The organism is Rathayibacter sp. PhB1 (genome assembly GCF_004362935.1).
GTDB classification, from domain to species: Bacteria; Actinomycetota; Actinomycetes; order Actinomycetales; family Microbacteriaceae; genus Rathayibacter; species Rathayibacter festucae.
In genome coordinates this window covers 1-16991 of record NZ_SNYD01000002.1, presented here as the reverse complement: position 1 = coordinate 16991, position 16991 = coordinate 1, and the positions used below count along the sequence as shown (strand labels likewise).

Sequence of the window (16991 nt, the reverse complement as noted above, 5' to 3'; positions counted from 1 at the left end):
CGTGACCCTCACCAGCAAGCCGGAGTCGGCCTCGGGCCCCACGGCCACCCCCACCGTCGTCCGCGTCCGCGGCGCGTCCAAGCGCTTCGTGATCCGCAAGGACAAGTCGTTCAAGGAGCGGATCGTCAACTTCGGCCGCGGGCGCAAGCACCGCGACGAGTTCTGGGCGCTGCGCGACGTGGACCTCGAGATCCCGCTCGGCTCCACCGTCGGCCTCATCGGCGCCAACGGCTCCGGCAAGAGCACCCTCCTCAAGCTGATCGGCGGCATCGTCCAGCCGACCACCGGGACGGTCGAGCGCCGCGGGCGCCTCGCCGCCCTGCTCGAGCTCGGCGCCGGGTTCCACCCCGACCTCACCGGCCGCGAGAACGTCTACCTCAACGGCGCCATCCTCGGGCTGTCCCGGGCGGAGCTCGACGGCAAGTTCGACGCGATCGTCGAGTTCTCGGAGATCGCCGAGTTCATCGACACCCAGGTGAAGTTCTACTCGTCGGGCATGTACGTCCGGCTCGCGTTCGCGATCGCGATCCACACGGATCCCGACCTCCTGCTGGTCGACGAGGTCCTCGCCGTCGGCGACGAGCCGTTCCAGCGCAAGTGCATGGACCGCATCCGCGCCTTCCAGCGCGCCGGGAAGACCATCGTCCTGGTCACCCACTCCCTCGAGCAGGTCGGCGAGCTCTGCGACCGCACGATCGTGCTCGAGAAGGGCAACGTCGTGTTCGACGGCGAGACGTCGGAGGGCCTGCAGGTGCTCCGCGAGAGCTTCGAGGACCGGCGCCAGGCCCGTCAGGAGCGCGAGGCGGCCGCCGCCGGCGCCGAGGACGAGCCCGCCCCGACCCTCATCGACATCCTCGACTGCCGGCTGCGCGGCGGATCGATCGAGCACGGCGGCATCGTCGTCCGCAGCGGCGAGTCGCTCGAGTTCGACGTCACCGTGCGCACCAGCCGGCCGGTCGACGACTGGAACATCGGCATGGGCATCGACACCCCGCTCGGCCAGCGCGTCTTCGGCACGAACACCGAGCGCATCGGCACCCCGCTGTCGAGCGTCGACGGCGAGATGACCGTCACCTTCACCCTGCCCGATCTGCACCTCGGCGGCGGCAACTACGCCGTGCACGCCTCGGCGGGCACCTTCTCGCAGGGCGAGACCACGCGGACCCCGGTCGCGGCGACCTTCACGGTCGAGCGCTCCTCCGTGCACGACGGCGTCGTCGACATCGACTCCGAAGTCCGCCTCAGCCGGCCGTGAGCGCAGCGCGCGGCCGGCTGCTGGTCGACGCGACCGCGCTCACCGCGCCGCGACTCACGGGCGTGGGCCGGGTCCTTCTCGGGATCCTCCGCGCCCTCGACACGGACGAGGTCGCGGAGCGTGCGGAGGTGCTGCTCGTCGTGCCGTCGAGCGAGGCGGAGGCGCTCGAGCGGTTCGGCTTCCGCACCCTCCGCGTGCGCCCGGTGCCGCTCCCCCGCCGCCTGTGGAGCGCGCTGACGCGGCTCCCCTTCCCGGGGATCGACCTCCTCCTCGGCCGCGGCGCCTACTTCTTCCCCAACTTCCGCAACTGGCCCCTCGCCCGCTCGCGGTCGCTGACCTTCGTGCACGACGTCTGCTTCGCGGTCCTGCCCGAGCTGGTCCCCCGCGAGCGCCGCGAGCTGCTCGCGCGGGAGGTGCCGCGGTGGCTCCGGCGCTCCGATCTCGTGCTCACCGGGACTCCGTCCTCCGCGCGCGAGATCACCTCCGCGCTGGGCGTCGACGCGGACCGCGTCCGCGTGCTGCCGACCACGGTCGACGTCGAGCTCTTCCACGCCCGCAGCGCAGCCGAGGTCGCCCGGGCCCGCGAGGCGCAGTCGCTCGGGCGCTACCTCCTCTTCGTCGGCTCGATCGAGAAGCGCAAGAACCTCGCGACCCTCGTCGACGCCTACGCCGAGGCCCAGAGGCCCGCCGGGCACACCCTCCTCCTCGTCGGCGGCGACGGCTGGGACAACGGCGACGTCCACGAGGCCGTCGCGCGAGCGGTCGCCGCCGGAGCGGACGTGCGCTTCGCGTCGGGCTACGTCCCGGACGAGGATCTGCCCGACCTGCTGACCGGCGCCGACGCCGTCGCGATGCCGTCCTGGCACGAGGGGTTCGGTCTTCCGGCACTCGAGGCGGTCGCCTGCGGGAGTCCCGTCCTCGCCGCCGACATCCCGGGACTGCGCGATGCGCTCGCGGGCCGGGAGGAGGACGCCGTCTTCGTCGACCCGGCCGACCGGGCCGGCTGGGTCGCCGCGATCGAGGCGGCGGTGCGCAGCCCGCGACGCGTCCCGCCGCGGGAGGTGCCGGGCTGGGACCGCGCCGCGCGGATGCTCCTCGACCTGGCTCTCGCCGAGCCGACGGCCTGAGCGACCACCGACGCGCCGGTCAGCGCAGGCGGGGGATCCGGCCGGTGTCCGCGGCTGCGGCCTGGTCGTCCTCGAAGAGGGCGGCGGCGGCCTGCTCCGCCTCGCGGTTCGCGACGACGCCCCCGCTCCGGTGGTGCCCGAAGACCCAGAAGCGGTAGAGCACGAACCGGAACGCGGTGGCGAGCAGGAGGCCGATGACGTTCGCCGAGATGTTGTCGGCGACGAGGTTGTCGAAGCCGAGCACGTAGTGCGAGATGTAGAGCGGCAGCAGGTTGACCAGCATGCCGGCGACCGCGACGACGCTGAACTCGGCGAGCTCGAGGAGGTAGTTGGCGCGGCGGTGCTCGCGGAACGTCCAGTAGCGGTTGCCGAACCAGGTGACGACGGTCGCGGCGGCGACCGCGACGACCTTCGCGCCGATCGGGCCGGAGAGGACGTGCTCGCCGCCGATCCCGCCGACCCGCAGCAGGTTGAAGACGGTGACGTCGACGACGAGGCCGAGGATGCCGACGACGCCGAACTTCAGCGCGTACGAGATCAGACCGCTGTAGACCGCCTTCACGAGCGCGACCGGACTCCTCCTGGCCACGGGCTCAGACCTCCGCGCTCTGCGGCGGGCGGGTGCGGGAGCCCTCGCGGATGCGGATCTTGAGGAGGATCCAGAGCGCCTCGAAGCCGTCCTTGACGGTGATCTTCTTGCCCTCCTCGCGGGTGCGGGCCTTGTAGCTGATCCCGACCTCGTAGGGGCGGTAGCCGCGGGCGAGCAGCTTCGCGGTGACCTCCGCCTCCATGCCGAAGCCCTTCTCCTTGATCTCGAGCGAGCGGTAGAGGCTCAGCGGCATCAGCTTGAAGCAGGTCTCCACGTCGGAGACGTAGGCGTTGAAGAGGATGTTGGTGACGAGGTTCACCCCCTTGTTGCCGATGACGTACCAGTAGGAGAACGACGTGTGCGAGCCGAAGGTGCGGCTGCCGTACACGAGCTGCGCGTCGCCGTCGAGGACGGGCTGCAGCAGCGTCGGGATCTCGCTGGGCCGGTACTCCTCGTCGGCGTCGCAGATGATCACGTAGTCGCCGGTCGCCTCCTGCACGGCCCGGCTGATCGCCGCGCCCTTGCCCTGGTTCATCGGCTGGTGGAACACGCGGATGCGCGGGTCCTCGAGCGCGTCGAGGATCTGCTTCGTGCGGTCGCGGCTGCCGTCGTTCACGATGACGAACTCGATCTCGACGCCGTCCTGGAACCGGATCGCGAGGACGCGGTCGACGGCCTTCTGGAGGGTCGCCTGCTCGTTGTAGACGGGCATGAGGATGGAAAGCTTCACGTCGGGATTCTCTCTCGTGCGGCGCCGGGCGGGCTGCGGCGCGCGGTGGTGTTCAGGCGCGGTGGGGTTCAGGCGCGGTTGCGGTGCGCGGCGGAGTGCGGGGCGCGGCGGTGGGCGGCGGTCAGGGCGCGGTGACGAGGGTGGACCGGAACCAGGCGATGGTCCGCGCCAGTCCGTCCTCGAGCGGCACCGTCGGCTGCCAGCCGAGGATCTCGCGCGCCTTCGTGATGTCGGGCTTGCGGCGCTCCGGGTCGTCGATCGGGCGCGGCTCGTAGTGGATCACCGAGTCGCTGCCGATGAGGGCGACGATGTGACGGGCGATCTCGCCCAGCTCGAGCTCGTCGACGCTGCCGAGGTTGATCGGACCCGCGTCCGCCGAGTCCGCCATCCGGAGGACCCCGTCGACGAGGTCGTCCACGTAGAGCAGCGAGCGGGTCTGGGTTCCGTCGCCGTGCATCGGGATCGAGGTGCCGGCCAGCGCCGCCTTGACGAACGCCGGGACGGCACGGCCGTCGTCGATGTCCATGTTCGGGCCGTAGGTGTTGAAGATCCGCACCACGCCGGTGTCGACGTCGAAATAGCGGCGGTACGCGAACGTGATCGCCTCGGCGTAGCGCTTCGCCTCGTCGTAGACGCTGCGCGGCCCATTCGGGTTGACGTTGCCCCAGTACTCCTCGTGCTGCGGGTGCACGTGCGGGTCGCCGTAGACCTCCGAGGTGGAGGAGACGACGAAGCGGGCGCCGTCGCGCTTGGCGACCTCGAGCAGTGCCTCGGTCACGGTCGAGCCCGCGTGCAGCGTCTCGATCGGGTGGGCGAGGTACCGCGGCGGCGAGGCCGGCGAGGCGAAGTGCAGGACGACGTCGAAGCGGCCGGGGACTGCGAGGGCGTGGGCGGCGTCGTCCTGGACGAAGGTGAAGCGCTCGTGTCCGCGCAGGGACTCGAGATTGGCGGTCGAGCCGGTCAGGAGCGAGTCGATCACCACGACGCTGTCACCGCGGCGGACGATCTCGGCCGCGAGGTGCGAGCCGAGGAAGCCGGCGCCGCCGGCGAGGAGGAACATGCGGGTCACGGTCGAGGACCGCCTCCTCAGATGGGGAACGACAGGGGAGAGCAGACCGGGGGCCCGGCGAAGCCAAATGAAAATACCATAGGGTTCCGGAGCGCCCCCCTCCCCCGCACCGTGCCCGACCGGTGCCCGACCGAAGGACGACCGCTCTGATGACACCCGAGGACGCGTCCGACACGCCGACCGCACCGGCCGGGCGGACCGGCCCCGAGGAGCGGACGACCCCGGACGAGCAGCCCGCACCCGCCGAGCAGACCACCCCCGACGAGCAGACCACCCCCGACGAGCAGACCACCCCCGACGAGCAGCCCGCACCCGACGAGCAGCCCGCACCCGCCGAGCAGACCACCCCCGACGCGCAGCCCGCACCGGCAGCGCAGCCCGTCCCGGTGAAGCGCCGGCCCCGCGTCCGCCTCGTCGACGCGGGCCTGACTCTGCTGTCGGCGGTCGTCGCGGCGGTGCTCGGCATGCTCGCTCTGCGGGTCGGTGTCGACCAGCTCGGGCAGCGCTGGAGCTTCGGCGGCGCCGACCAGGTGCTGCACTACGCGATCTTCTCGAGCGCGCGGGACGTCCTGCCGTTCTTCCCGAACGACCGGCTCGGCTTCCCCGAAGCGCAGAACCTGTTCTTCGCACCGCTGTTCGACCCGTGGTCCGCCGCGTTCGTCGCCCTCGTCGGCCCGTTCACGCCCGACGGCGTCTGGCTGTTCAACCTCTACAGCCTCGCCGGCTTCCCCGCCGCGGGCGCCACCGCGTACCTCTTCTACCGCGCCCTCCGCCTCCGCCGCCCGACCTCGCTCGTCCTCGGGGTGCTCACCGCGGTCCTGCCGTACCACTTCTTCCAGCTCGCGCTGGGCCACCCGTTCCTGGCCAACTACTGGTCCGTCCCGCTGATCGGCGTGCTGCTGCTCGTCATCGGGGGCGACGCCACCGACCCGCCCCGCCGCTGGACCTCCCGGCTCACGGGCCGCCGCCGCGCCGTCCTCCTCCGTGGCGCGCTGGTGCTCGTCCTGGCGCTCGCCGTCGCCTGGACGCAGTCGTACTACTTCGTCTTCGGCGCCATCGTCCTCGGGGCGGCCTGGGCGGTCGCGGTGATCGCCGCGCTCGTGCGCCGGGCCCCGCTGCGGACTCTCGCGTGGCCGACCTTCGCGCTCGGCGCTCTTCTCGTCCTGATCGCGGTGCAGCTCGTCGTCCTCTCCGACGATCAGGGCGACCGCTACGAGAAGTACTTCCAGGGGCGCTCGGCCCAGGAGTCGGAGATCTACGGCGGCAAGATCCAGAACCTCCTGCTGCCCTCTCCACTCAGCGGGTTCGGCTCGCTGGCCGCGCTGGCCAGGAGCTACGAGGCCTCGACCGAGGTGGTGCCGAGGTCCGAGAACCCGGCGACGGCGGTGGTCGTCTCGATCGCCTTCCTGATCGTGCTGCTGATCGTCCTGGTCACCCTCTTCAGCGCGGGCCGCCCGGCGCCCGAGCGCCGGTCGCGCCTCTTCGGGCTCGTCGCCGACGCGCGGGTCGGCCTGCTCAGTCAGGCCTTCGTCGTCGGCCTGCTCTTCTTCGTCGTGGCCGGCTTCGGCGCGATCCTCGCCTACGTGGTCAGCCCGGAGATCCGGGCGTGGTCCCGGTTCGCCATCGTCCTCAGCGTGCTCGCCCTCGGCGTCGCGGGGCTCGCGCTGGAGGCGGTCGCCCCGAAGCTCCGGGTCCTGCTCCCGATCCTCGCGGCGGTCGCGGTGGTGGGCCTGATCGACCAGGTCGGCGGCGCGAGCACGGCGGTCGGCATCGCCGCCACCGACGATTCGGCGATCCGCTCCTTCGTCGAGGAGAGCGAGGAGGTGCTCCAGCCCGGCTGCGGCGTGGTCCAGCTCCCGCTCAAGGACTTCCCCGAGACCGGTGACATCGGCGACATGGGCGACTACGACGAGGCGCTGCCCTACGTCTACTCCTCGGACGAGGACGGCCTGCGCTTCAGCTACGGCGCCGTGCGCGGGACGTTCTCGGCCGACGACTGGGACGACGCGACCACGACCCGCGCCTTCGAGCGCGAGTACGACGCCTCCGGCGCCTGCGCGGTCCTCGTCGACACGGCGGCGTACGTCGACGACCCCGACGGCTGGCGCGCCTTCGTCGACGCGGTCGCGGACCCCGACGCCCCCGCCGTCACCAGCGACGACGCCGACCAGCGCTGGCTGCTCTTCCGCTCGTGAGCGGCGCCGCCGGTGGCCCCGGACCCCGGACGCCCCGCGGTCACGGCGCGACCGCGGTCAGGGGTCGACCGGGAAGACCAGCCAGCGCCCGGAGGAGGACTGCGCCGTCGGCATGAGCGCCCCGCTCACCGCGACGACGTCGTCCTCCCAGGCCCCTTCGCGACCGACGTACGCGGCGGTGTCGACGGAGACGGCGCACGCCCCGCTCGCGCGCACGGCCGCGGCGAACTCGGCGGGTGTCCCGAGGTCGTCGAAGACCTCGTAGCCCTCGGTGCCGCCGACCGACCCGTAGCTCCAGGCGAGGTCCTCGCCCTCGGTCCGCAGATACGGTAGGGCGGGGTCGTAGTCGCCCATGCTCCCGATCGCCCCGCTGTCGGGGAAGCTCTTGATCGGCAGCTGCACCACTCCGCAGCCGTCCGGCAGCGCGGCGTCGGTCTCTGCGACGAGCGCGGAGACCTCGGCGTCGTCGGTCGGCGCGATCGGCACCATCCGCGCGACTCCCGCGAGCTGATCGAGAGAAGCGATCCCGACGATCACGACGGCCGCCGCGATGCGCAGTCCGCGCCGGGTGATCCGGCCGAGGACGATCGCGACCGCGCCGAGCCCGAGCAGGATGATCACGATCGACAGCCGCGACCAGGCGCGGATCGTCGGATCGAGGAACAGCGCGATCGCCATGCCGAAGCCCGCGATGACGAAGAAGGCGAGCGTCCAGAGCGCCGCGATCGCGAGGACCCGCAGCCGCTCGTCCGAGAGGAGCCGCCCGACGGCGGTGAGGCGGAGCGCCCGTCCGCCGACGGCGCCGGTCAGCGGCAGCGCCAGCAGCAGGAGGCACAGGCCGGCGATCGCGAGCACGGGCATGCCGGGCGGCTCGGTCGTGACGGCGACGGCGGTCCCCGTCGAGTAGAGGTTCGTCAGGGCGCCGATCTTGGGCAGCTCGGTGCCCTGCCACGGCAGGAAGAGCGAGAGCAGCTTGCCCGCGAAGATCTCCGACTCCCCCACTCCGCGGCTCTGGAAGTAGGCCGTCGTGCGCTCGCCCCAGTCGCTGCCGAGGACGGCGATCTCGATCCCGACGAAGACCCCGAGGACGGCCAGCGGCAGCCCCCGGCCGAGGACCTCGCGCAGCGGCACCCGGCTGGCGAGACCGGCGAGTGCGCAGAGCGCCCACACCCCGCCGAGCACGAGCACGCTGAAGACGTAGTAGTAGCCGCTGCTCGACGCGATGAGGGCGGGGAGGACGAGGACCGGCACGGCCCCGCGCAGCAGCCGCGCACGAGGCGTCGCGCCGCGCGCCCGCCAGGCGCGGAACGGGTCGGTCCGGTCACCGGCGGCGACGAGGACAAGGATGCCGAGGAGGGGGATCGCCCAGTACGCGGCGAGGAACGGATGCCCGTAGCCGACCCGCAGGAAGTGGTAGGGGGCGAGGCTGAAGACGGCGGCCAGGAGCGCCGACGCCCAGACCGGGGAGCGCAGGCACCGGAAGAAGGCGTAGCCGGTCAGGGCGGTGGACGCGAAGGTCAGCAGGGTGAAGACGTTGAGCAGCACGAAGCCGTCGCGGACGACGAGGCTCAGCGCTCCGGCCGTCACCGCGGCGGCGACGTCGAACTGCGCGGTGAAGAAGGCGTTGAAGCCGTCCGGGAATCCCAGGGCCCCGTTCTCGGTGAAGGGGAACGCCTGCGTCGCGCTGCGGAAGAGCAGGTAGTGCAGCGTCTGGTCGCCACCGCCCACCTGCCAGCGCTGCGTCATCGCCGCCGGGGTCACGCCCAGCGCGACGACGGCGGCGAGCACGCTCGCGCCGGCGGCGGCGAGCGCCGCGCCGAGCTCGACGAGCAGGCGCCGGCGCGTCGCACCGCTGCCGCCCCGAGCCTCGGAAGCGGGACGCACCCGCCGCTCAGAGGCCACGCTCGGCCTCCGCCTTCTCGATGCCGCGCCGGACGATCGCGTTCAGGGTCGACTCGCCCTCGGTCCCGGCGTAGTCGTAGACGTCGAAGGTCGGGCAGGCGGTCACCGAGGCCGGCTCGCCGAGAGTGCCGAGCGCGAGGGCCGCCCAGTCGGGGTCCCGATCGGCGAGCACGTAGCTGAAGGTCTTCGACCGGTACGCGGCCGCGTTGTTCATCCAGAGCTGCGGCGTGAAGTCGAAGTTGACCTGCTGGACGTCGACGGACGGATCGGCGTAGAGCGCCAGCGGCCGGGTGGTCCAGAACGAGCCGACGCCGGCCAGGTCGCGACCGTCGAGCCACTGCTCGAGGCACGCGCGCTCGGGAGTCGCGCCGGCCTGGGCGGCGGCGCTGCGGATCGGCGCCGCCGCGAGGACCGCTCCCCCCGCGGCGACGAGCACGACGAGGGCGGCGGCGACGACCCGCAGCGGCCGAGGAAGCCGGACCCGGCGCAGCAGGCCCGCCCCGGGCAGGCCGCGCGGGACCCAGTCCTGAAGAGCGGGCAGGACCATCAGGGCGGGGAAGACCGCCAGCGGCAGCAGGTAGCGGCTGACCAGGCTGCCGGTGACGATCTGGCCGAGCACGAGGGACGCCGAGGCGACCAGGACGAACACGGCGAGGACCACGCTCGAGTCGGCCACGGCCCAGGGCGTCTCCGGCCGGACCTGGGTCGCCACCGCGACGACGAGGGTGAGCACGGCCGCGAGCAGGAGCAGGGCGACGACGAGGATCTCCACCTTCCCGAGCCGGGTGGAGCCGACGTCGCGCACCTGCAGGAGGAATCCGTCGACCGCGGAGCCCGCCCGCTCGAGGTGGAGGTAGGTGGCCGCGTCGACGGCGACGAAGCGCGCGAAGGCACCTCGGGCGGCGTAGCCGATGCCCGCGCCGGCGATCAGCACGGCGGAGATCAGCAGCGCGCGGCGCCAGGCCATCCGCCGCAGCACGAGCACGGCCAGCAGGGAGACCACGGCCGGCGCCGTGAACTGCAGGGCGAACAGCGGGTTGGAGAGCGTCGTCGCCGCAGAGACGACCGCCGCTCCGATCAGGGCGAGCGCCGTCCGACGCGCGCCCGGCAGGCGGGCGGGGTCGAAGCCTCCGCTCGCCTCGGCCATCAGGGCGAGGGCCAGAACCGCGGCGAGCGCGACTCCGGAGTAGTAGGTCGTCAGCAGGATGCCGCTGGCGAACGCTCCCGCGTTGATCAGCCCGCGACCCTCGGTCGCCGCCAGCAGGAGTACCACGGAGGTCGCCGCGACGGCCGCTCCGATCCGCCACGACCGCGACCGGCCCGCGAGCACGCGGGCCGCCAGCCAGCGCACGCCGAGGTGGAGCACGGCGACGTTGACGAAGGCGTTGACGACGAGCGAGGCGACGGCCGACCCGCCGGCCAGCGCCAGGCTCAGCAGGTAGAGCGGCAGCTCCGGGAAGAGCAGGAGCTGACTGGTCGCCACCCATTCGAAGGGCTCACCGCGCTCGACCGACGCGACGAGCAGCGGGAGTGCGAGCGAGTCCCCGTCCGTCAGCAGATAGGTCCACCACGGCGTCCGGGACAGCACGGCGAGCACGACCGCGGTCGCGGCGAGCACGAGGAGCAGGCCCGCCGCCTCCGCTCCGACCGCGCGGAGCCTCGACCGCGTCGCGTCGACGCCCGTCATCGCGGGCTGCGGCGTCCCAGTCGGATGCGGAGGACGAGCAGGATGCTCTGCAGCATCGTGTTCCCCGGGATCTTCGACGTCCCCTCGGTGCGGTCGAGGAAGACGATGGGGATCTCGCGGGCGCGCTTCGCCGCGCTGATCGCGCGGTGCTTGAGGGCGATCTGGAACCCGTAGCCCGTCGCGTCGACCGTCTCGAAGTGGATGCGCTCGAGCAGCTCCCTGCTGAAGAGGTTGAAGCCGCCGGTCCAGTCGGTGAGGCGCGAGCCGAGCAGCGCCCGCGCATAGAGGTTGCCGCCGCGGCTCAGGACCTTGCGGTCGAGCGTCCAGTCGGGGGTGCCGCCGCCGGGGATGTAGCGCGAGGCGACGACGAGGTCGGCCCCGGCCCGCACCTCGCGCAGGAAGTCGTGGAGGTACTTCGGGTCGTGCGACAGGTCGGCGTCCATCTGCAGGATGTGGTCGGGCGGCTCCTCGGCCGAGAGGACCTGCCCGAAGGCCCACAGGTAGGCGGCGCCGAGCCCCTCCTTGGTCGTCCGCTCGAGCACCTCGACCGTGAACGCGTCCGTGGACAGCTGGGCGCCGAGCTCGCGGGCCTTGGCGGCCGTCCCGTCGGGCGAGGAGTCGTCGACGATGACCGAGCGGATCCGCACGTCCGTCTCGCGCGCCACTGCGGCCGACAGGCGACGGAGCAGCTCGCCGATGTTGTCCGCTTCGTTGTACGTGGGGGTGACGATGGTGAGGGCGAGCATCTGATCCAATTCCGGCGGGAGCATGAACGGTCCGCCGCGGCGGAGGCAGTGGAACAGTACCAGCGGCCGTCGGCGCCTCCCAAGAATGAACGACCGGTGTCGGATCGGCTTCCTTCTCAGATTGGCGCGGCTCAATGCCGGGTCCGGCACAGATCCCCCACGTAGTGTGATCGGACGCGCATCTTCCCAGCGCGAGGAATCGAAGGAGCAGTCGTGTCGCGTTGGCCGTCGTCGTCGCGGTGGTTGGAATCGCAGAAGGTGCGGTTCCTCGTCGCCGGCTCGCTCAACACCGCCCTCGACTTCCTCATCCTCAACGCGCTCGCCCTGCTGGTCGGGCTGCCCACGCTGGTCGCGAACGTCGCCTCGGTGACGGTGGGGATCTCGATCTCCTATCTGCTGAACCACTTCTTCGTCTTCCGGCACCCGGACCGGCCGACCGTGCGCACCTTCGCGCAGTTCTTCCTGGTCACCGGCTTCAGCTCCCTCGTGCTCCAGTCGCTGATCATCTACGGGTTCGAGGTCTTCTTCGACACCCGGTTCGGCACCTCGCTCCTCTTCCTGCCCAGCGCGGGCGAGAAGGCCTTCCTCGCGATCAACGTCGCGAAGGCGGTCGCGGTGATGGTCGGCCTGGTCTGGAACTTCTGCCTCTACAAGTTCGTCGTGTTCCGCGCGCCGTCCGCGGCGATCGCCCCCGAGCTGGGCGAGGTCGTCGACGAGGTGGAGTCCGCCGCGCGCTGAGCGCCGGAGCCCCGCTCGGGGCCCGTGCTAGCCTCGTCGAGTTCTTCCGACGGTGCCCCCGCCCGTCGACGCCGCTCCCCCGGAGGCTCTCATCGCCCGCTCGACGTTGCCCATCGCGGTCGTCGTCGTCACCCACTTCTCGGGTGAGGTCCTCCGCGCCTGCCTCGAGTCGATCCCGGAGGCGACCGGGCACGATGTGCGCGTCGTCGTCGTCGACAACGCGACCACCGACGACTCCGTCCGTCGCGTCGTCGAGCGCCGCCCCGAGGTGCTCTTCCACGAGACCGGCGAGAACCTCGGCTACGGCAGGGCGATCAACTACGCCGTCGACCGCCTCGGCCCCGAGATCGAGTGGATCCTGGTGACGAACCCGGACACGGTCTTCCTGCCCGGCTCGATCGACGCGCTCTACGCCGCTGCGACCGCCGATCCCGGGATCGGCTCGATCGGCCCGCGCATCCTCGACTCGGACGGCACGGTCTACCCCTCGGCGCGCGCGCTGCCCTCGCTCGGGACGGGAGTCGGCCACGCGCTGCTCGCGCACGTCTGGCCGGGCAACCCCTGGTCCCGCCGGTACCGCCGCTCCCGCGCGGTCGAGACGATGCAGCACGGCAGCATGACGGCCGGCTGGCTGTCGGGCGCCTGCGTGATGGTGCGGCGCACCGCGTTCGAGCAGATCGGCGGCTTCGACGAGCGCTACTTCATGTACTTCGAGGACGTGCAGCTCGGCGACTCGCTCGGGCAGCGCGGCTGGTCGAACGTCTACCTCGCCGACGCGGTCGTGTCGCACTTGGGCGGGCACTCGACGCGGCTGGCCTCGGCGCGGATGCTCGCGGTGCACCACCGCAGCGCCTACCTCTACCTCGCGCAGAAGTACGACGCCTGGTACCAGGCGCCCGTCCGCCTGGCGGTCCGCCTCGGCCTCGGCGTCCGCGTCGCGCTGATGCGCCTCCGGCCCAGCCGCTGACGCCGGGATGCCCCCTCTGCTGACGATGGTGGATCTCGATACGCCCGCTCCGCGGGCTACTCGATCAGCATGAAACGCATGCTGGTCGAGTAGCCGCGCAGCGGCGTATCGAGACCCCGCCGACGTCAATGCATGCTGGTCGAGTAGCCGCACAGCGGCGTATCGAGACCCGCCCGGAAGGCGAGCTGGTCGAGCAGCCGCGAAGCGGCGTCTCGAGACCCCGCCGCGTCAGCGACCGAGCTCGAGCAGCCGCTGCAGGTAGGCGCCGTAGCCGCTCTTCACCAGCGGCGCGGCGAGCTCCGCCAGCGCCGCGTCGTCGATCCAGCCGTGGCGCCAGGCGATCTCCTCGATGCAGCCGATCTTGAAGCCCTGGCGCTGCTCGATCACCCGGACGAACTCCGTCGCCTCGATCATCGAGTCGAAGGTCCCGGTGTCGAGCCAGGCCGTGCCGCGGTCCAGGACCTGCACGTTCAGCGTGCCGGCCTCGAGGTAGCGCTCGTTGACCGTCGAGATCTCGAGCTCGCCGCGAGCGGAGGGCTCGATCGTCTTCGCGATGCCGACGACGGAGTTGTCGTAGAAGTACAGTCCGGGCACCGCGTAGTTGCTCTTGGGCTTCGCGGGCTTCTCCTCGATGGAGAGCGCGTGGAACACGTCGTCGAACTCGACGACGCCGTACGCCCGCGGATCCGCCACCTGGTAGGCGAAGATCACCGCGCCCTCGATGTCGGTGTTCGCCGCGAGCGCCGTGCCGAGCGCCGTGCCGTGGAAGATGTTGTCGCCGAGCACCAGCGCGACGGAGTCGTCGCCGATGAACTCCTCGCCGATCAGGAAGGCCTGCGCGAGCCCGTCGGGCGACTCCTGCACCGCGTAGGACAGCGTCATGCCCAGGCTCGAGCCGTCGCCGAGCAGCGCGCGGAACTGGTCGTTGTACTCGGGTGTCGTGATGATCAGGACCTCGTCGATCCCGGCCATCATCAGCGTCGACAGCGGGTAGTAGACCATCGGCTTGTCGTAGATCGGCATCAGCTGCTTCGAGATGCCCTTGGTGATCGGCCAGAGCCGCGAGCCGGAGCCGCCGGCGAGGATGATGCCCTTCACGAGTGCGCTCCGTCCAGCTGGGCGTAGAGCGCCTTCGCCTCGGCCCAGGTCGGCAGGATGCCCTGCGCCTCGGCCTCGGCCAGGGTCGGCGCCTCGGTGTCCTTCGGCGAGAGCAGCGGCTCGCCCGCCTCCGCCGGGAAGCGCAGGCCGATCCGCTCGTCGAGCGGGTCGATGCCCTTCTCGCGGATCGGGTCGTAGGTCGAGGAGACCAGGTAGGAGACGACCGCCCCCTCCGTCAGCGCGACGAAGGCGTGGGCGAGGCCCTCACCGAGGTACACCGAGCGGCGGTCGACGTCGTCGAGCAGGACCGAGTCCCACTGCCCGAAGGTCGGCGAGCCGACGCGGACGTCGATGATGTAGTCGAGCACCGCGCCGGAGAAGCAGGAGACGTACTTGGCCTGGGACGGCGGGATCTGCGCGAAGTGGATGCCGCGGACCGTGCCGCGCTTGGAGACCGAGGTGTTGCCCTGCTGCAGCGACAGCGGGTGCCCGACCTTCTCGGCGAGGCGGTCGAAGCGGTAGAACTCGTAGAACACCCCCCGGTCGTCGGGGAACTGCCGCGGTGTGACCTCGTAGGCGTCGGGGATCTCGAGCTCTCTGATCTGCACGGTCACGAGTGTACTGAGCGCTCGGCGGCCCGCCGACGCCGCGGTGGACCGTCGCCGCCGGTGCGCCGGGGTCCGCGCGTCGGAGGCCTCCGGCATGATGAGACGGTGACCTTCCTCCTCACGGGCGCCTCCGGCATGCTCGGCACCGACCTCCGCTCCTCCCTCGGCGATCGCGCCGTCACGGCGCTCGGCCGCGGCGACCTCGACGTCACCGATCTCGACGCCGTCCGCGCCGCCGTCGCCGGCCACGACGCGGTGCTCAACTGCGCGGCGTACACCCGGGTCGACGACGCGGAGAGCGACGAGGAGGAGGCGCGCCGCGTGAACGCCCTCGGCGCGCAGAACCTCGCGATCGCCACCGCTGAGATCGGCGCCGCGATCGTCCAGGTCTCGACCGACTACGTCTTCGACGGCTCGGCCACCAGCCCCTACGCCGAGTCGCACCCCCGCGGCCCGATCTCCGCGTACGGCCGCACCAAGGCCGAGGGAGAGGAGCTCGTGCTCGCCGCGAACCCCGAACGGGGCTACGTCGTCCGGACGGCCTGGCTCTACGGCGCGCACGGCGGCAACTTCGCCAAGACGATGGTCCGGCTCGCCGGCGCGCACCCCACCCTCACCGTCGTCGACGACCAGCGCGGCCAGCCCACCTGGACAGGCGATCTCGCCGACCGGCTGATCGCGCTCGTCGACGCCGCGGCTCCGGCCGGGATCTACCACGGCACGAACGCCGGCGAGACGACCTGGTTCGGCTTCGCCCGCGCCGTGTTCGAGAAGGCCGGGCTCGACCCCGAGCGGATCCGCCCGACGGACAGCGGCAGCTTCGTCCGCCCGGCCCCGCGGCCCGCCTACTCGGTCCTCGGTCACGACGCCTGGGCTGCCGCCGGTCTCGCGCCGATGCGCTCCTGGCAGGACGCGATGGCCGCCGCTCCGCTCGAGGCGGTGACGCCGTGACCACCACGCTCCGGGTGGTCGTCGACCAGATGCTCGCCCGCGTCCCCGGCGGCATCGGCCGCTACACCGAGGAGCTCACCCGCGAGCTGATCCGCACCGCCCCGCGCGACTGCGAGGTCGAGGCCGTCTTCTCCGCGCATCCGCCGGAGAAGGAGGAGGATCTGCGGCTGCGACTGCCCGGGCTCGCTCGCCTGCACCGCCTGCACCTGGGCCGCCGCGAGCTCTCCCGCGCCTGGCAGTACGGCATCGGCATCCCCTCCGGGGGCGGCATGATGCACGCCCCGAGCCTGTTCGCTCCGCTGCGCAGTCACGAGGGCCGCGAGGGCGAGCAGATCGCCGTCACGATCCACGACACGGTGCCGTGGACGCACCCCGAGACGCTCACCCCGCACGGCGCCAAGTGGCACCGCGCGATGGCGAAGCGCGCCCAGAAGTTCGCCGATGCGGTCGTCGTCCCGACGCACGCGGTCGCGCAGCAGCTCTCCCAGGTCCTCGACTTCGGCGACCGGATCCGCGTCATCGGCGGTGCGGTCGGCTCGGGGCTCGTCCTGCCCGACGACGCCGACGAGCGCGCGGCGGCCCTCGGGCTGCCGGCCGAGTACGTCCTCAGCGTCGGCACGCTCGAGCCGCGCAAGGGCCTGGTCTCGCTGATCGCGGCGTTCGGCGAGGCGTCGGCCCCGGAGCTCCCGCTCCTGATCGTCGGGCCGACCGGCTGGGGCGAGCTCGACATCGCCTCCGTCGCGGACGAGCAGGGCCTCGGCGAGGACCGGGTGCGCGCGCTCGGCGTCCTCAGCGACACCGATCTCGCGCTCGTGCTCAGCCGGGCCACCCTCTTCGTCTACCCGAGCATCGCCGAGGGCTTCGGCCTGCCGGTGCTCGAGGCGATGCACTTCGGCGTGCCGGTCGTGCACTCGGACGACCCGGCGCTGCTCGAGGTCGCGGCCGACGCCGGCGTCGCCGTCGAGCGCGGCGATGCGAAGCACTACCCGGAGCGGCTCGCCCTCGCGATGAGCAGCGTGCTCTCCGACACCGGACTGCGCGAGCGCCTCTCGGTCGCCGGCCGCGACCGCTCCCGCGCGTTCAGCTGGCGCGACTCCGCCGAGCGCGTCTGGGCCCTGCACGCGGACCTCTGAGACGCGCGGTCTGCAGACCCGTCGTCTGACGGCGGTGGATCTCGATACGCCCGCTGCGCGGGCTACTCGATCAGCATGGACGCGATCGGCCGCGCACCTCATGCTGGATGGTCCTATGGATGTCAAGCAGTGAGTCTGGGTGGTCGGAGGTCGGTGGCGAGGTCGTGGAAGACGCGGCGTGCGACGAAGCGCTTGA

General features: G+C 72.1%; 15 protein-coding genes. 7 read left to right on the top strand and 8 right to left on the bottom strand.

Annotated features, from left to right (window positions below):
* Position 1 precedes the first annotated feature (1 nt).
* Together EDF17_RS04310 and EDF17_RS04305 are read left to right on the top strand one after the other, a co-directional pair.
* The gene (locus tag EDF17_RS04310) at positions 2 to 1255 is read left to right on the top strand and encodes an ABC transporter ATP-binding protein (protein WP_123444369.1); all 1254 of its coding nucleotides are present in this window, start codon (positions 2 to 4) and stop codon (positions 1253 to 1255) included.
* Positions 1252 to 2382 carry a glycosyltransferase family 1 protein gene (locus EDF17_RS04305; protein WP_123444368.1) on the top strand — a complete coding sequence of 377 codons (1131 nt, stop codon included), beginning with the start codon at positions 1252 to 1254 and terminating at the stop codon, positions 2380 to 2382. Before EDF17_RS04310 ends, EDF17_RS04305 begins: the two co-directional genes overlap by 4 nt.
* A 19-nt stretch (positions 2383 to 2401) precedes the next feature.
* Here EDF17_RS04305 and EDF17_RS04300 read toward each other — a convergent pair whose 3' ends face one another.
* The 3 genes from EDF17_RS04300 to EDF17_RS04290 form a co-directional block, all read right to left on the bottom strand.
* The gene (locus EDF17_RS04300) at positions 2402 to 2971 is read right to left on the bottom strand and encodes a GtrA family protein (RefSeq protein ID WP_123444367.1); all 570 of its coding nucleotides are present in this window, start codon (positions 2969 to 2971) and stop codon (positions 2402 to 2404) included.
* Positions 2972 to 2975: 4 nt separating this feature from the next.
* The gene (locus EDF17_RS04295; protein ID WP_123444366.1) at positions 2976 to 3701 is read right to left on the bottom strand and encodes a glycosyltransferase family 2 protein; all 726 of its coding nucleotides are present in this window, start codon (positions 3699 to 3701) and stop codon (positions 2976 to 2978) included.
* 121 nt (positions 3702 to 3822) lie between these two features.
* On the bottom strand, positions 3823 to 4761 hold the full coding sequence (locus EDF17_RS04290) for an NAD-dependent epimerase/dehydratase family protein (RefSeq protein WP_123444365.1): 939 nt from the start codon (positions 4759 to 4761) through the stop codon (positions 3823 to 3825).
* A 158-nt stretch (positions 4762 to 4919) separates the two neighbouring features.
* Here EDF17_RS04290 and EDF17_RS04285 point away from each other — a divergent pair, with 158 nt between their 5' ends.
* Positions 4920 to 6965, top strand: coding sequence for a hypothetical protein (locus tag EDF17_RS04285; RefSeq protein ID WP_123444364.1), 2046 nt, complete (start codon positions 4920 to 4922; stop codon positions 6963 to 6965).
* A gap of 57 nt (positions 6966 to 7022) precedes the next feature.
* Here the strand turns inward: EDF17_RS04285 and EDF17_RS04280 are convergent, their stop codons facing one another.
* Genes EDF17_RS04280 through EDF17_RS04270 form a run of 3 tightly spaced genes read right to left on the bottom strand, consistent with a single transcriptional unit; the run spans position 7023 to position 11300 of the window.
* Positions 7023 to 8867, bottom strand: coding sequence for a hypothetical protein (locus EDF17_RS04280; RefSeq protein ID WP_133671889.1), 1845 nt, complete (start codon positions 8865 to 8867; stop codon positions 7023 to 7025).
* On the bottom strand, positions 8857 to 10554 hold the full coding sequence (locus tag EDF17_RS04275) for a hypothetical protein (RefSeq protein ID WP_123444362.1): 1698 nt from the start codon (positions 10552 to 10554) through the stop codon (positions 8857 to 8859). Before EDF17_RS04275 ends, EDF17_RS04280 begins: the two co-directional genes overlap by 11 nt.
* Positions 10551 to 11300 carry a polyprenol monophosphomannose synthase gene (locus EDF17_RS04270; RefSeq protein WP_123444361.1) on the bottom strand — a complete coding sequence of 250 codons (750 nt, stop codon included), beginning with the start codon at positions 11298 to 11300 and terminating at the stop codon, positions 10551 to 10553. Before EDF17_RS04270 ends, EDF17_RS04275 begins: the two co-directional genes overlap by 4 nt.
* Before the next feature lie 213 nt (positions 11301 to 11513).
* On the opposite strand from EDF17_RS04270, the gene EDF17_RS04265 reads away from it, so the two are divergent.
* Positions 11514 to 12038 (top strand): GtrA family protein, encoded by a 525-nt coding sequence (locus EDF17_RS04265; protein ID WP_123444360.1) that lies wholly within the window; start codon positions 11514 to 11516, stop codon positions 12036 to 12038.
* A gap of 52 nt (positions 12039 to 12090) precedes the next feature.
* Positions 12091 to 13005: a glycosyltransferase family 2 protein gene (locus tag EDF17_RS04260; RefSeq protein ID WP_243732785.1), complete on the top strand. Its 915-nt coding sequence runs from the start codon at positions 12091 to 12093 to the stop codon at positions 13003 to 13005.
* Between the two features lie 228 nt (positions 13006 to 13233).
* Here EDF17_RS04260 and rfbA read toward each other — a convergent pair whose 3' ends face one another.
* On the bottom strand, positions 13234 to 14103 hold the full coding sequence (rfbA, locus tag EDF17_RS04255; protein ID WP_123444359.1) for a glucose-1-phosphate thymidylyltransferase RfbA: 870 nt from the start codon (positions 14101 to 14103) through the stop codon (positions 13234 to 13236).
* Positions 14100 to 14711 (bottom strand): dTDP-4-dehydrorhamnose 3,5-epimerase family protein, encoded by a 612-nt coding sequence (locus tag EDF17_RS04250; RefSeq protein ID WP_123444421.1) that lies wholly within the window; start codon positions 14709 to 14711, stop codon positions 14100 to 14102. The genes rfbA and EDF17_RS04250 overlap by 4 nt, the downstream gene beginning before the upstream one ends.
* Before the next feature lie 105 nt (positions 14712 to 14816).
* Between EDF17_RS04250 and rfbD the strand changes: the two genes are divergently transcribed.
* Positions 14817 to 15662 carry a dTDP-4-dehydrorhamnose reductase gene (gene rfbD, locus EDF17_RS04245; RefSeq protein ID WP_123444358.1) on the top strand — a complete coding sequence of 282 codons (846 nt, stop codon included), beginning with the start codon at positions 14817 to 14819 and terminating at the stop codon, positions 15660 to 15662.
* A complete protein-coding gene (locus EDF17_RS04240) occupies positions 15659 to 16795 on the top strand; it encodes a glycosyltransferase family 1 protein (protein ID WP_243586407.1) in 1137 nt (378 codons plus the stop codon). Before rfbD ends, EDF17_RS04240 begins: the two co-directional genes overlap by 4 nt.
* The last annotated feature ends 196 nt before the right edge of the window (positions 16796 to 16991 follow it).

Coding starts and splice junctions, on each gene's coding strand:
- EDF17_RS04290 (WP_123444365.1), bottom strand. CDS start 4,761: ATGTTCCTCCTCGCCGGCGGCGCCGGCTTCCTCGGCTCGCACCTCGCG.
- EDF17_RS04270 (WP_123444361.1), bottom strand. CDS start 11,300: ATGCTCGCCCTCACCATCGTCACCCCCACGTACAACGAAGCGGACAAC.
- EDF17_RS04275 (WP_123444362.1), bottom strand. CDS start 10,554: ATGACGGGCGTCGACGCGACGCGGTCGAGGCTCCGCGCGGTCGGAGCG.
- EDF17_RS04285 (WP_123444364.1), top strand. CDS start 4,920: ATGACACCCGAGGACGCGTCCGACACGCCGACCGCACCGGCCGGGCGG.